The 13,065-nt window shown below is 56.1% G+C and carries 13 protein-coding genes; 5 read left to right on the forward strand and 8 right to left on the reverse strand.

The features are described from left to right. Positions 1 to 274 precede the first annotated feature (274 nt). Positions 275 to 1,375: an MGDG synthase family glycosyltransferase gene (locus tag CBW42_RS06300; RefSeq protein WP_087018859.1), complete on the forward strand. Its 1,101-nt coding sequence runs from the start codon at positions 275 to 277 to the stop codon at positions 1,373 to 1,375. 96 nt (positions 1,376 to 1,471) lie between these two features. Here the strand turns inward: CBW42_RS06300 and CBW42_RS06305 are convergent, their stop codons facing one another. Then, positions 1,472 to 2,722 carry an IS110 family RNA-guided transposase gene (locus CBW42_RS06305; protein ID WP_108721050.1) on the reverse strand — a complete coding sequence of 417 codons (1,251 nt, stop codon included), beginning with the start codon at positions 2,720 to 2,722 and terminating at the stop codon, positions 1,472 to 1,474. Positions 2,723 to 3,007: 285 nt separating this feature from the next. Between CBW42_RS06305 and CBW42_RS06310 the strand changes: the two genes are divergently transcribed. Together CBW42_RS06310 and CBW42_RS06315 are read left to right on the forward strand one after the other, a co-directional pair. Continuing rightward, a complete protein-coding gene (locus CBW42_RS06310) occupies positions 3,008 to 3,691 on the forward strand; it encodes a polysaccharide deacetylase family protein (protein ID WP_087018861.1) in 684 nt (227 codons plus the stop codon). Continuing rightward, entirely contained in the window at positions 3,681 to 4,721 is a 1,041-nt protein-coding gene (locus tag CBW42_RS06315) for a lysylphosphatidylglycerol synthase transmembrane domain-containing protein (protein WP_165761087.1), read from the forward strand. The genes CBW42_RS06310 and CBW42_RS06315 overlap by 11 nt, the downstream gene beginning before the upstream one ends. Positions 4,722 to 4,762: 41 nt before the next feature. Here CBW42_RS06315 and CBW42_RS06320 read toward each other — a convergent pair whose 3' ends face one another. The 4 genes from CBW42_RS06320 to CBW42_RS06335 form a co-directional block, all read right to left on the reverse strand. Next, on the reverse strand, positions 4,763 to 5,701 hold the full coding sequence (locus tag CBW42_RS06320; RefSeq protein ID WP_087018865.1) for a 1-phosphofructokinase family hexose kinase: 939 nt from the start codon (positions 5,699 to 5,701) through the stop codon (positions 4,763 to 4,765). 212 nt (positions 5,702 to 5,913) lie between these two features. Further along, on the reverse strand, positions 5,914 to 6,354 hold the full coding sequence (locus tag CBW42_RS06325; RefSeq protein ID WP_087018867.1) for a HEPN domain-containing protein: 441 nt from the start codon (positions 6,352 to 6,354) through the stop codon (positions 5,914 to 5,916). Further along, positions 6,326 to 6,637, reverse strand: coding sequence for a hypothetical protein (locus CBW42_RS06330; RefSeq protein ID WP_087018869.1), 312 nt, complete (start codon positions 6,635 to 6,637; stop codon positions 6,326 to 6,328). Before CBW42_RS06330 ends, CBW42_RS06325 begins: the two co-directional genes overlap by 29 nt. Before the next feature lie 22 nt (positions 6,638 to 6,659). Next, positions 6,660 to 7,382 carry an acyl-[acyl-carrier-protein] thioesterase gene (locus tag CBW42_RS06335; RefSeq protein ID WP_165761088.1) on the reverse strand — a complete coding sequence of 241 codons (723 nt, stop codon included), beginning with the start codon at positions 7,380 to 7,382 and terminating at the stop codon, positions 6,660 to 6,662. Between the two features lie 157 nt (positions 7,383 to 7,539). Here CBW42_RS06335 and CBW42_RS06340 point away from each other — a divergent pair, with 157 nt between their 5' ends. Together CBW42_RS06340 and CBW42_RS06345 are read left to right on the forward strand one after the other, a co-directional pair. Continuing rightward, entirely contained in the window at positions 7,540 to 8,031 is a 492-nt protein-coding gene (locus CBW42_RS06340; RefSeq protein ID WP_087018871.1) for a GNAT family N-acetyltransferase, read from the forward strand. 48 nt (positions 8,032 to 8,079) lie between these two features. Then, positions 8,080 to 9,399, forward strand: a complete 1,320-nt coding sequence (locus CBW42_RS06345) for a glycoside hydrolase family 10 protein (RefSeq protein WP_087018873.1) — start codon at positions 8,080 to 8,082, stop codon at positions 9,397 to 9,399. 55 nt (positions 9,400 to 9,454) lie between these two features. On the opposite strand, the gene arcC is transcribed toward CBW42_RS06345, so the two are convergent. From arcC to CBW42_RS06360, 3 genes are all read right to left on the reverse strand, one after another. Next, positions 9,455 to 10,399, reverse strand: a complete 945-nt coding sequence (gene arcC, locus CBW42_RS06350; protein ID WP_087018875.1) for a carbamate kinase — start codon at positions 10,397 to 10,399, stop codon at positions 9,455 to 9,457. Between the two features lie 98 nt (positions 10,400 to 10,497). After that, entirely contained in the window at positions 10,498 to 11,691 is a 1,194-nt protein-coding gene (gene ygeW, locus CBW42_RS06355; RefSeq protein WP_087018877.1) for a knotted carbamoyltransferase YgeW, read from the reverse strand. Between the two features lie 21 nt (positions 11,692 to 11,712). After that, the gene (locus CBW42_RS06360; RefSeq protein WP_087018879.1) at positions 11,713 to 13,032 is read right to left on the reverse strand and encodes a YgeY family selenium metabolism-linked hydrolase; all 1,320 of its coding nucleotides are present in this window, start codon (positions 13,030 to 13,032) and stop codon (positions 11,713 to 11,715) included. Positions 13,033 to 13,065: the final 33 nt, after the last annotated feature.

Raw genomic sequence — 13,065 nt, forward strand, 5'->3', positions numbered from 1 at the left:
GCATTTCTTCGTGTATTGTTGTATTATTGTATCAATATCTTAGTACAGTAATTCAGTCAATCTTTCCAAATTCTTTACTGCGGCCTTTCCCGTGCGCTTAACCTCTGTCTGGTATCGTTGCAATCAGATCGGGCAGAGAGTGATTCGCAACCAAGCCGCAACCGCTTCGACAGAATTTCGTAAGATATTTGCGCGGGCTGCCGCAAGAATTGTGCGGTATCCTGATACAAAACAGCGAAGGGAGGGAGTCAGGCAGCCGCGGCTGTCTGACAAAATGATGAAACACATTTTAATTTTAACCGGCCGCTTTGGCATGGGGCACTGCTGCGCAGCGGAAGCCGTTCGTCAGGAGCTTCTGACGGTCAACCCGCAGGCGGAGGTGCAGATTGTCGATCTCGTGGACTACCTGTTCCCGCATCTCGGTGGAGCGATTTACCGCACGTTTGCGCACATGGTCAACCATTGCTCCGCCATGTATAATTTCCTGAACCGCGCAGCCGGGCGCTGCGGCATCCTGCCGATGAAAGCAGTCATCGCGCAAAAAATCGACCGTCTGTTGCTGGAATATCATGCGGATATCGTGGTTTCTACGCTCCCGATCTGCTCGCAGTGCATCTCCGCCTACAAGCAGTTGCGCGGCGCGGACATCCCGCTTTACACCTATATCACCGACATCGGCGCACAGGACGAATGGATTGTCCCGCACACCGACGCGTATTTTGTCGGCGCAGCGGAAACAAAGGCGGAACTGATGGAAAAAGGTGTGCCCACCGCTTGCATCCATATTTGCGGCATTCCCGTCCGGCGCGATTTCCTCCATCCATCTGAGGCTGTGCGCACTTCCGGCAGGCAAGCGGAGCTGCTGGTGATGGGTGGCGGTCTGGGGCTGCTCCCATCGTCTGACGCATTTCTGTCCGCGCTCAGCAAAGTGGAAGGTGTCCATCTGACTGTCATCACCGGCAAAAACAAGGTGCTTTACACGCGCCTGCGCGACCAGTATCCCGGCATCACGGTCGTGGGCTACACCGACCGCGTCGCGGATTATATGCGCCGCGCCGACCTGTTACTCACAAAATCCGGCGGCATCACGACGTTTGAAGCAATCCACTGCGGCACGCCGCTGTATATCATCCAGCCATTCCTCATGCAGGAAATCCGCAACGCGCAGTACATCGAACGAGAGGAGCTTGGACGCGTGCTGTGGATACAGCCGGATGACATCGCGCACGACATTCTTTCCCTGCTGCACGATGAGGTACGGCTGTCCGCGATGAAGCGAAACATGTCACAGCTGCGGGACAATCTGGAAGAAATCTGTCCTGCCGCATATTATGGAGAGCCTGCAAATAAAAAGTCAAGCCCAAATTGGACTTGACGAAAGAAAATTTTGCAGGCGGCAGGTAACTGCAAAAGGGCACGACAAAAAGGCCACCGTGAAACCGCTGGCCTGCAATGTCGGGGTGTTTGGCTGTCAGTTGGTCTGGTTTAGACCGGTGGAATCCATATCTACCGGCGGTAGATCGTCCAAGGTGGCGAGGTAATCTCTCACCTTTGCGTAGTACCGCCGCAGGAACTTGTTCGCACCGGCTGTCATGTAGACATAGAAGGGCTTGCCCTCGGCTCGCTTGCGGTCAAGGAACTGGTACACAGGCTCCTCGGCTGGCGAGCATCTGAGATAGATTCCCATGATGTTGAACAGCGTCTTGCGAAGATACGGCGAGCCGCGCTTCGAGGAACGGTTGCTGCGCACATTCTTGTCGCCGGACTGGTTCGGCATAGGGTCAACACCGGCAAACGCGATCAGAGACTTCTTCTGCTCAAAGCGGCGCACATCGCCAATCTCTGCCATCAGCTGAGGCCCCAGAGACTCGCCTACGCCGTATAGTTCCATGACGACTGGGTATTCCGGCAGCAGGGAAGCCAGACGGTTCATCTCGGCGCGGTAGATCTCCACAGAACGAGAGATACTGGTCAGTTGGTTCGCAGCCTCCTGCACCAGCAGCTTCGTGGTTTCGGACGACGACACCAGCACCACGGCAGACTTGGCGAGGGTGTAAACTTCTTCAGCGTTGCTTTGCTTGAAAATGTAGCCGTGCCGTTTGCACCATTTCCGGTAACGCTCGGAAAAGGCGTTCAGGCTGTGTCTGCGGACGCAGTCCACGTGCCAAAAGGCGTAGGTGAAATCCACCCACTTCTGCGTACCGTCCCTGCGGACCGGGCTGTCAAAGCATTTGCGGATGCCGGGGAAGGACTGTTCCTGTAGGGCGATCAGGTTGTTGGCGGTTGCGGTTTTCTGCTTACTGGCCAGCTGAAACTGGCGGTTCAGCGTTTTCAGGTCATAACGAATCGTATCCATGGGAGTATAATCCCGCAGATCCGCCCAGTTGTCAAGGGCATAGCGGGCAATCTTCACAGCGTCTGCCTTATCGGTCTTGACCCTGCGCAGAGAATTGCCGCCGTACTCCCGGATGAGCAGCGGATTGACCGCGCTGACGTACAGGCCTGCTTCGTGCAGCACATTGGCCACCGGCTCGTAGTAGCGGCCGGTGTGCTCCATGACGACCCGCGTCTCGCCGTCAAGCGTCTTGAGCTGCCGGGCAAGATCAAGCAGTGCTTCGGCGCTGTGGCCCACCTCAAACGGAACCTTTACAACCTCGCCAAACGGACGGAGCACGGCCACCGTACTTTTTCTGCTGGAAACATCAATACCTGCTGCGTTCATAAGAATCACTCCCGTTTAGAATTTGCAATGGACAAATGCCATCCTTTTCCCATTGCCGATTCCATCTGTTTGATGACGCGAACGCTCAGGCTCTACCTGCACAAATCGAACGCTGCGAATGAGAGGATGGCTGACTGACTTTCTCACGGACGTGAAAGCCCTTGGAGGCAAAGGTCAGACCATTACCTCTTCATTCTAACAGCTTAGGCAACGAGATGTCCCATGCCTATGGCTGGCTGCCATATATCAAGGGGCAAATTTATAGTAACAGGAGGCAACGGTATCATGAAAAAATATGTTCTCGGCGCACTGGGTACGGCAGCACTGTGTTACAGCATTGTTCCGACCTATGGCGGCAAGCTGCTGCACCGATTGCGCCGCCCGGAGCCGGACGACACACTGTATCTGACCTTCGACGACGGTCCTGACCCGGTTTATACACCGCAGCTGCTCGACCTGCTCTCGGAATATGGCATCCACGCGAGCTTTTTCGTTGTCGCACAGTCCGCACAGCGTAACCCCGGCCTGATCGCCCGCATGAAACGCGAAGGACATCTGATCGGGCTGCATTCCCTTCAACACAAAAACGGGATGCTCCAGCCGCCCATCTCGGCATGCCGCGACTTTGTACATGCTGCCTGCATCATGCAGCAGCTCGGCGCACCGGCCTTTTATTACCGCGCGCCGTGGGGACACTGGAATCTCGCCTGCCTCGCAGAGCTGTACAGCTATGGTATGAAGCCGGTGCTGTGGGATGTCATGGCACAGGACTGGCGCGGCGATACAACAGCGAAGGAAATCGCACAAAAGCTGCGCCGCCGCACCTGTGGCGGCAGCATCCTCTGCCTGCACGACGGACGCGGCAAAAATGATGCGCCTGCACGCACCATTGCCGCGCTGCACGACGTCCTGCCCGACTGGCTGGATGCGGGCTTCCGCTTCGATACGGTGGATCACTATGAACACTAAACGCTCTCCCAAGCGCCTGCTGGCGCACATCGCTCTGTTCATCGGGCTGATTGCCCTGACCTTTTTCATCCTGCTGCGCGGGCAGAACCTCTCTGAACTGCTCGCTGTCCTGCGCGGTGTCCGGGTGCGCTGGCTTGCGCTCGCCGCAGGCTGCATGTGCGTGTTCCTGCTGTGCGAGGCGGTAAATCTGCGCGGCTGTTTGCAGCTGTTCGGCTGCCGCTGCACGGTGCCACAGGCAATCCGCTATGCGCTGACCGGCTTTTTTTTCAGTTCGGTCACGCCATCCGCGAGCGGCGGACAGCCCATGCAGCTGTATGCGATGCACCGCGACCGCATTCCGGTCTCACATGGCACGCTCGCACTGCTCACGCAGTTTTCCTCCTTCCAGACGATAACCGTCACCTTCGCGGCCGCCGGATTTGTCCTGCAATACGCGCTTTTGTCGGAAGAAGTGGGTCGCTTTCGCTGGCTGTTCGCACTCGGTGCCGCTGCCAACGTCGTGCTGCTGCTCATCACGCTGACGGCAATTTTTTCCCGACGGCTGTCTCATTCGCTGATCCGCGCGGCTTGCGGCATCCTGCACGCGCTGCACATCAAAAAAGCCGCTGCCATCGAGCAGCAGCTGACAAGCCAGCTCGCACTGTACCAGCGCAGCGCGGCATATCTCCGGCAAAATCGCTCCGCCCTGCTGGGCGTGCTCACAGTGACTGCCGTACAGATTGCGGCGTTTTACAGCATTCCCTATCTGGTATATTTGTCACTCGGACTGCCGCTATGTTCATTCTGGATGGTTCTCTCGCTCCAGGCAGTGCTGCATATATCCGTTTCCTCGCTGCCGCTTCCGGGTGCGGTCGGCGCGAGTGAAGGCGCGTTCCTGCTGCTGTTCCGCTCCGTATTTCCGGCAGCGGCGCTGCACGACGCGATGCTGCTCAGCCGCGGTGTGAGCTTTTACCTGTTCGTCGCGCTCAGCGGCCTGTACATTGCCGTCTGGTCGCTCTTCGGGCAAAAAAAGAACAGCGAACCCGGCTGACATGCAGCCGGTTCGCTGTTTTTTCCTCTGTTTGTTATGTGTTACATGGTATAAACCTTGATGGTTTCATATACCCCGTAGGCTTCCTTCATGGTTGCCATCTGGGTGCCGGGCAGCTTTGCGGATGCCGTGCCCATGGCGACGGCGAACTTGGCAAGCTCCTCGTTAGACATGCCCTGGTTGTACGCATGTGCAATCGCGCCGACCATTGCATCGCCGGAGCCGACCGCACTCTTATCCGCCGGGCCTGCATCTGCCACCATGTACAAAGGTGTTTCATTCGGGAAGACGAAAATCGCGCCGTTCGGGCCGAGCGATGCACAGATTGTCTGTGCGCCCTGCTCCCGCAGCGGCAGGACATGCTCCAGCGCCTCCTCCGGATCATGCGTGCGCGGCAAACCGGTCAGCTTGGCAAGCTCGGTCGTATTCGGCTTGATGAAATCCGGCTTGCACGGCAGGACGCTGCTCAGCGTTGCGCCGTCGCAGTCGACCAGCAGCGGGCAGCCCGCCTTTTTGATAATCTTGATGATTTTGAGATACTGCTTGAGCTTCATTCCGGGCGGGACACGGCCGCACAGAACGAACAGATTGTGTGGATCGAGGTACAGCTTGAGCTTCTCGATAAAGCGCAGATAATCTTCATCTGTCACAACAGTACCCGGTTCATTGAGGTCAGTATGGCTGCCGTCCGGATGAACCAGCTGGGTATTGACACGGGTCTCACCCGCAACGTCGGTGAAATCGTGATGGATGCCGAGCGAAGTCAGGCCGTTTTTCAAGGAACGGCCATTGTTTCCGCCGGTAAAGCCCATTGCCACGCTCTCGCCGCCGAGCGCACGGATCGCTCTGGAGACATTGATGCCGCGTCCGCCAACCTCGACAAAGCTCTGAGAAACGCTGTTTACCGTTCCAAACTCGATGGGTTCGTCGATAATCAGCGTCCGGTCAATCGCTGGGTTCAGCGTTATGGTTATTATCATGGATAAACCCTCCTGCTTTCAGTAAAAAATGGACGCATGGTTTATCAGTGTTGTCCTACATTATATTTTACATAATTTCTGGTGCAATGTAAATGAAAACCTCAAAGATTTTTTGTTTCTTTCTGCTAAGATTGGCAACCGTCCCACAAGAGGCGACATACTCCGGCATCATCCTCCTGAAATCGATTTCTCCCACAATAGTGGTATATTTTTCAAGAAGTGATTTCGTGTGGTTCATCCTCTGTCTGATACAGTTCCTGCCGAATCATGTTGAACATATCCTCTGCCATCGTCAGAATGTTGTACACCTGTGTCTCCGTAATTTCAAACGGGAGGTCGGTTGGATATCGTGTTTCAATATAATAGTTGTTGAGCGCGGCACTCTCATCCAGATAATGAATGAACCGATCGTCACACATTGCCGCCTGCCGGCACAGGAAGGTGAGGTTGTGCCCGTCAAAATGGCGCCCGGCGCGAAACAGCAGATAGCCCTTGAGGGCTTTCTCAATCGCCTGCTGGCAATGAAACGCCACTGCCATCGCATCCCCACCCCAGGTGAGCAGGATGCGCGCGCTTTGCAGATCGCTGAGTGCCTTTTCCAGCCATTTGTAATAATACCGGCTGTCAGTGCTCCCCTTTCGTCGTCTCGCCATACAGTATCGTTCCCTTCTTCTCAATTGCAGACGCATAGCTTCCTGCGTCCTTCCGCATGCTGACCCATTCGTCCGTGTTGTACAGCAAAAACTGAACCGGGAATGGCGCATTGACCTCCAGATACAGCTTGCGCAGCAGACTCTTTTTGTCGCACATCACGTCAACGATGATGCACAGGTTTGCCGATCGCATGTCGTGGCCTGCCATCTTTTCGCCGTACAGAATCACACGGCTCGGTCGGCAGTACCGGATTACTGTGTCGAGAACTTCCTTGAAATTCATGCCTGTCTCCCCCCTGTCCGGGTTAAAGTGCGGAAAAGACCACTTCCGACTGTACATTTTCCCTTTCGCCGTCAAACGCCGCCACGCAGAGTGCGCCGTCCGCACCTGTACCGCGTGCCAGCATGAGCTTTGTGCCACAGGTTGTCTCCGAGAGATAATTGACCTGCATCTGTGAAACCCAGCGCGTCTCATCATCCTCCAGTCCGAAGGCATCCGACAGGATATCCACCGCCTTGACGTTGTTCAGATGGTGATTGATATCGATGTCACTGTATCGCACAACACGGTCAAAACACGGCTGCAAATGCTCCGTATGAATCGTCTTGAGCATCTCCGGCTCGCCGACAATCTGATCTTCAAACGAGATATCCAGCGCCTTCGGGCGCAGCAGGCGATGGGTTTCCATGTTGACAATCGCCCACATGGTCACCGCACTGCCGATTACGCCGTCCTGCGCCTCAAATGTAAAATCGCGGTACCACGACGCGCCCTTGATCTGACGCGGCCAGGTAGTCAGGCGTACGGTCTCATACGAATGCAGCGGGCGGGTTAACCGATATTTCAGGCGCGACAGCACCCAGAATCCATTGTGCGCCGCAACCTTTTCGGAAAGTCCCATCTCACCCGCATGACGTGTGGCGAGATCCTGCATAAAATCGATGACAGCGGACGGGCGTGCAATCCCCCGTCCATCAATATGCCCGATATCGAGCGCATATTCCTTAGACATCTGACACTGCGGCATCTGTCTTCTCCTCCCCGGCTGTGTTTTTTTATTACCTTTAGTATACCGCATTTGCGCCGGAAAGAAAAGATTTCTCCGCAAAATCCCCCTGTGTTCTGCGTTGTCGAACGCGGAAAATTGTGATAGACTGATAAACACAGAAAGGATGTGCATCATCATGGAACTGACCTTCCAGCAGGTTACTGACACAGAGATTGAGACACTCGCCGCACTGGCGGATGAAATCTGGCATGAATTTTTCCCCGGCATTATTTCCGACGCGCAGGTGGACTATATGGTTGAAAAATTCCAGTCCGCACCCGCTATGCGGCAGCAGATTGCGGAGGGCTACCGCTATTACCTCGTATATGCCGGCGCGGAGCTCATCGGCTACACCGGCGTACATCCAGAGGAGGAACTGCTGTTCCTGAGCAAGCTGTACCTCAAAAAACAGCACCGCGGCCATGGATATGGACGCAAAATGATCGAATTTGTCGCCGGTCTGGCGCGTGAGCTGGGAAAATCCGGTGTCTATCTGACTGTCAACCGCTACAACGAGAACACCATTGCGGTCTACCATGCAACCGGCTTTGAAACTGTGCGCACGCAGGTCGCTGACATCGGAAACGGCTATGTCATGGATGACTATGTCATGCAGCTTGCGGTATAATCCCACCCCTGTCCCGCGTAGGATAGACCGAGGACAGGAGGGTTGTCTATGAAAAAGCTGTTTGCACTGACAGTGCTGTTTCTCGTGCTCGTCGGCGGCATTGTGTGGTATTCGGACGGTTCCGCTGCACTGGAGCTGCCCAATCTGGAACAACTGACTGCAAAGCGGGAACAGGTGGAAGCGCAGGCCGGCAGTGCCGGGACAGAGGAAACCGGACAGGCTGATACCAAAACGAGTCTGCTCACTTCGCTGACCGAAACACGCGCCGTCTGGGTCGCGACAGCCTATGCCATCGACTACCCGTCCGCACCGACAACGGACGCGGACGAACTCAAAGCGCGCTGCAATGAAATCCTGGACGAAGCCGCAGCGGACGGCTGCAACACCGTGTATTTCCAGGTGCGCCCGGCAGCGGATGCGCTCTATCCATCCGAGCTGTTCCCATGGAGTCGGTATCTGACCGGTACCTGCGGCACAGCGCCGGAGGACGATTTTGACCCATTCGCTTACTGGACGGAACAGGCGCACACGCGCGGTATGAAACTGGAAGCGTGGATCAATCCCTACCGCATCTGCGCCGGACAAAACGCGAAATCGGATTTTGACGCTCTGCCGGACACCCATCCCGCAAAGCAGCACCCAGACTGGGTCGTATCGTGCGATGGCGACTATTACTTTGACCCGGGCATGTCCGAGGTGCGGCAGCTCATCTGCGACGGCGTCGAGGAAATTGTCAGACAGTACGATGTGGACGGCATCCAGTTTGACGATTACTTCTATCCCTCCACCGACTTTGCGGATGGGGAAACCTACGCCGCGAGCAACACGCAGCTGAGCCGCGCTGACTGGCGGCGTGACAACGTCAACCAGCTTGTGCAGGCGGTCGGCGAAACGGTACACAAAAAGGCGAAAAATCCCATCTGTATGTTCGGCATCAGCCCTTCGGGCATCTGGCGCAACAAGGGTGTGAACGCCTTCGGCGGCAGTGATACAAACGGCTATGAGCACTATACATCCTCTTATGCGGACTCGCTCACCTGGATTAAAAATGGCTGGATCGATTACATCTGTCCGCAGATTTACTGGGAAATCGGCGATACTGCCGCGGATTTCGACACGCTCGCGCACTGGTGGGCACAGCAGGTCGAGGGCACAGATGTCCGGCTGATCCTCGGTCTCGCGGCATACAAAATCGGCAGCACGGACTACACCGACACCTGGCGCACGGACGGCTGTGCGGAAATCGCGCGCCAACTCAGCCTTGTGCGCGAAATTGACGGTGTGGACGGCTGTGCCGTATTCAGCTACCGCAATCTGGAACAGACAGACGGGCTGTCCGAAACACTCAAACAGGCTTGGACGCAGTAAAAAACGAACCTCGCGGAGCTTCCGCGAGGTTCGTTTGCGTTTGTTTCCATTTTATCTATTCCATCCGGATTTTCGTGCCGGTGCGTCCCTCCAGCCCATCGCGCGCCTTGTCCAGCAGTGTAATCAGCGCTTCGCGGCCCGGTTTGCTGCTCGCAAACTGCACGGCTGCCTCGACCTTCGGCAGCATGGAGCCGGGAGCAAACTGTCCTTCCTCCATCAGCCGGTATGCCTCATCTACCGTGATGCGGTCGAGATTGCGCTGCTCCGGTTTGCCGAAATTGACAGCGACCTTTTCCACTGCCGTCAGGATGACGAGGGAATCCGCATCCAACTCCTTCGCCAGCAGTGCGGAAACCAGGTCTTTGTCGATAACGGCACTCGCACCGCTCAGATGGTTGCCGTTCTGGAAGACCGGAATCCCGCCGCCGCCACAGCAGATGACCAGCTCGCCGCAGTCTACCAGTGTGCGGATGGCGCCAATTTCCACAATTTCCTTCGGCATCGGGGATGCGACCACGCGTCGATACCCGCGTCCGGCATCTTCCTTTACGATATGCCCGAACCGGCGCGCCTGTTCTTCGGCGACTTCCCGGGTCATGAACTTTCCAATTGGCTTGGACGGGTTGTCAAACGCCGGATCGTCCTTGTCTACACGCACCTGTGTGACAACCGTGGAAACAGGCACACTGGTGATGTTCCGGTTGCGCAGCTCCTCGCGAATCGCATTCTGTAAATCATACCCGATGTACGCCTGGCTCATGGCAACACAAACGGAGAGCGGTGTATTCGGCTGCTCCGGGTCTTCACGCTCGAGCGCATACATCGCCTGGTTAATCATGCCGACCTGTGGGCCGTTTCCATGGGTCACAATGACCTGATAGCCCGCTTCAATCAGATCGACAATCGACTGTGAGGTGTGCTTCGCCGCCGCCATCTGTTCCGGCAGCGTATTGCCGAGGGCATTGCCGCCGAGGGCAATGACAATCTTCTTTCGATCCATGCGCAACATCCCCTTCCTGCTGTAGCATCAGCATATCGAAAGAAAAAAAGCCAATGGGAGCTGCTCCGCCCCCATTGGCACAGTTTTCCGGTAAAAACTCAGCCAAAGACGCGCTTTGTGCCGCGCTCTTCCAGCTTCTTCAGGATTTCCTGCGGGTTCTCAAACTTCGACAGGAAAATCATCGCTGCAATAATATAGGGCTTGAAGGATGCTTCCTTGTACAGCGGCGTGCGATAGCGGTCAAAGACAGACGCATCGACCTCGCCGGTCTCACAGGACACGCCGGAGATATCTGCCGGCAGGCAGTGCAGGTACAGTGCCTTGCCGTCGCGGGTGAGCTTCATCATATCCTCCGTACACGCCCAGTCCTTATGCTCGGCATTCTGCGCGAGCAACTCCTGCTCCAGTGCATCAATGCCCGCCTGATCGCCCTCGGCGTACAGTTTGGTACGCTTTTCCATTGCGGCAAACGGCGCCCAGGACTTCGGATAGACGATATCTGCATCCTTGAATGCCTCTGCCATGTCGTTGGTCTTGGTGAACGAACCGCCGGCCTTTGCAGCATTTGCCTTTGCGACCTCTTCGACCTCCGGCATGACCTCATAGCCCTCCGGATGTGCAAGGACAACGTCCATGCCGAACCGGGTCATCAGACCAATGACGCCCTGCGGGACGGACAGCGGCTTGCCATAAGACGGAGAATATGCCCAGGTCATCGCCAGCTTCTTGCCCTTCAGGTTCTCGACACCGCCGAACGCATGGATGATATGCAGCATATCTGCCATGCACTGCGTCGGGTGATCGATGTCGCACTGGAGGTTGACCAGCGTTGGGCGCTGCTCAAGAATGCCCTCGTCATGGCCTTCTTTTACGGCGTCAACAACATCATGCATGTATTTGTTGCCCTTTCCGATATACATGTCGTCACGGATGCCAATGACGTCCGCCATGAAGGAAATCATATTTGCGGTTTCGCGGACGGTCTCACCGTGTGCAATCTGCGACTTGCCCTCGTCCAGATCCTGTACCTCAAGACCCAGCAGATTGCAGGCAGAAGCAAAGGAGAACCGGGTGCGGGTGGAGTTGTCGCGGAAGAGGGAAATGCCCAGACCGGACTCAAAGACCTTGGTGGAGATGTTGTTCTCTCGCATGTAGCGCAACGCATCGGCAACGGTAAACACCGCTTCAATTTCGTCGTCCGTCTTTTCCCATGTCAGGAAAAAGTCGTTTTCATACATCTCCTTAAAGTTGAGCGCATTCAGCTTGTCGATATAGTCCTGTAACGTCTTCATCGTTCGTTTCTCCTCCGTTTTTTACTTCGTATTTTCGCAGTAAATGGTCGGAAGTGCCGCATAAACCGCTGCGCACTTGACCAGGTCTTCCTTCCAGGTGATCTCATTCGGCGCATGTGCCTGTGCCTCGGCGCCCGGGCCGAAGCCGATGCACGGAATGCCATTGCGTCCCATGATAGTGACGCCATTGGTGGAGAACGTCCACTTGTCGATCAGCGGGCGCGCCTTGCGCTCCGCGTCCACCGTACTGTCACCGCTGCGCTCCTCGCCGTACAAACCGGTGTACGCCTGCTTGAGCGACTGGGTAATCACGTCATTTTCCGGAATCGTCCAGGTCGGGAAATAGCACTCAATCGGGTAGACCAGACCGGTGTAGGACGGGCGGTCGTACTCATACATCGAAACCGTAACCGCATCTCCATACTTTTTGCAGGCCGGCAGATCGCGGATCTCCTGGAGGCAGGATTCCCATGTTTCACCCGCAGTCATGCGGCGGTCGAGCGAAACCGAGCACGAATCCGCAACTGCGCAACGGGACGGAGAGGTAAAGAAAATTTCCGATACGGTGACGGTGCCGCGGGTCAGGAAGCGCGCTTCCTCCCATTGGGGGTTGTATTTCGGATTGAGCATCCTGACCAGACCCTTGATCTCAGTCTCATCCGCATCATCGTTTTCATTGAGCGCGCGCACATCCTGTAAAATATCCGCCATCTTGTAAATCGCGTTGTCGCCACGCTCCGGTGCGGAGCCGTGGCACGAAACACCGGTGACATCGACGCGGATTTCCATGCGTCCGCGGTGTCCGCGGTAAATGCCGCCGTCGGTCGGTTCCGTGGAGACAACAAATGCCGGACGAACGCCGTCTTCGCGGATGATGTACTGCCAGCACAGACCGTCGCAGTCCTCTTCCTGTACCGTGCCGGTGACGAGCACCGTGTACTGGTCATTCAGCATGCCGAGATCCTTCATAATCTTTGCACCGTAGACGGAGGAGACGATGCCGCCCATCTGGTCGGAGCCGCCGCGTCCGCCGATTTCGGTCTCATTTTCATAGCCTTCATACGGGTCAAATTTCCAGTTTTCCAGATAGCCGATGCCGACGTTGTCGATATGTGCGTCAAACGCAATCAGCTTTTCGCCGCGGCCCATGTAGCCGAGCACATTGCCCTGCGGGTCAATCTCCACGCGGTCAAACCCAACCGTGCGCATTTCCTCCGCGATGCGGTCAATGTGACCCTTTTCCTGGCAGCTCTCGCCCGGGATTCGGATGAGGTCGCGCAGGAACTTCGTCATGTCCTTTTCATATGCCTGTGCTGCCTGCCTGATCTTTTCAAATTCCATGATGAACCTCCCCATATAATTGTTGCATTCCCT

The organism is Butyricicoccus porcorum (assembly GCF_002157465.1).
Taxonomy (GTDB): Bacteria; Bacillota; Clostridia; order Oscillospirales; family Butyricicoccaceae; genus Butyricicoccus_A; species Butyricicoccus_A porcorum.

Coding starts and splice junctions, on each gene's coding strand:
- CBW42_RS06300 (WP_087018859.1), top strand. CDS start 275: ATGATGAAACACATTTTAATTTTAACCGGCCGCTTTGGCATGGGGCAC.
- CBW42_RS06305 (WP_108721050.1), bottom strand. CDS start 2,722: ATGAACGCAGCAGGTATTGATGTTTCCAGCAGAAAAAGTACGGTGGCC.
- CBW42_RS06310 (WP_087018861.1), top strand. CDS start 3,008: ATGAAAAAATATGTTCTCGGCGCACTGGGTACGGCAGCACTGTGTTAC.
- CBW42_RS06315 (WP_165761087.1), top strand. CDS start 3,681: ATGAACACTAAACGCTCTCCCAAGCGCCTGCTGGCGCACATCGCTCTG.
- CBW42_RS06320 (WP_087018865.1), bottom strand. CDS start 5,701: ATGATAATAACCATAACGCTGAACCCAGCGATTGACCGGACGCTGATT.
- CBW42_RS06325 (WP_087018867.1), bottom strand. CDS start 6,354: ATGGCGAGACGACGAAAGGGGAGCACTGACAGCCGGTATTATTACAAA.
- CBW42_RS06330 (WP_087018869.1), bottom strand. CDS start 6,637: ATGAATTTCAAGGAAGTTCTCGACACAGTAATCCGGTACTGCCGACCG.
- CBW42_RS06335 (WP_165761088.1), bottom strand. CDS start 7,382: ATGCCGCAGTGTCAGATGTCTAAGGAATATGCGCTCGATATCGGGCAT.
- CBW42_RS06340 (WP_087018871.1), top strand. CDS start 7,540: ATGGAACTGACCTTCCAGCAGGTTACTGACACAGAGATTGAGACACTC.
- CBW42_RS06345 (WP_087018873.1), top strand. CDS start 8,080: ATGAAAAAGCTGTTTGCACTGACAGTGCTGTTTCTCGTGCTCGTCGGC.
- arcC (WP_087018875.1), bottom strand. CDS start 10,399: ATGGATCGAAAGAAGATTGTCATTGCCCTCGGCGGCAATGCCCTCGGC.
- ygeW (WP_087018877.1), bottom strand. CDS start 11,691: ATGAAGACGTTACAGGACTATATCGACAAGCTGAATGCGCTCAACTTT.
- CBW42_RS06360 (WP_087018879.1), bottom strand. CDS start 13,032: ATGGAATTTGAAAAGATCAGGCAGGCAGCACAGGCATATGAAAAGGAC.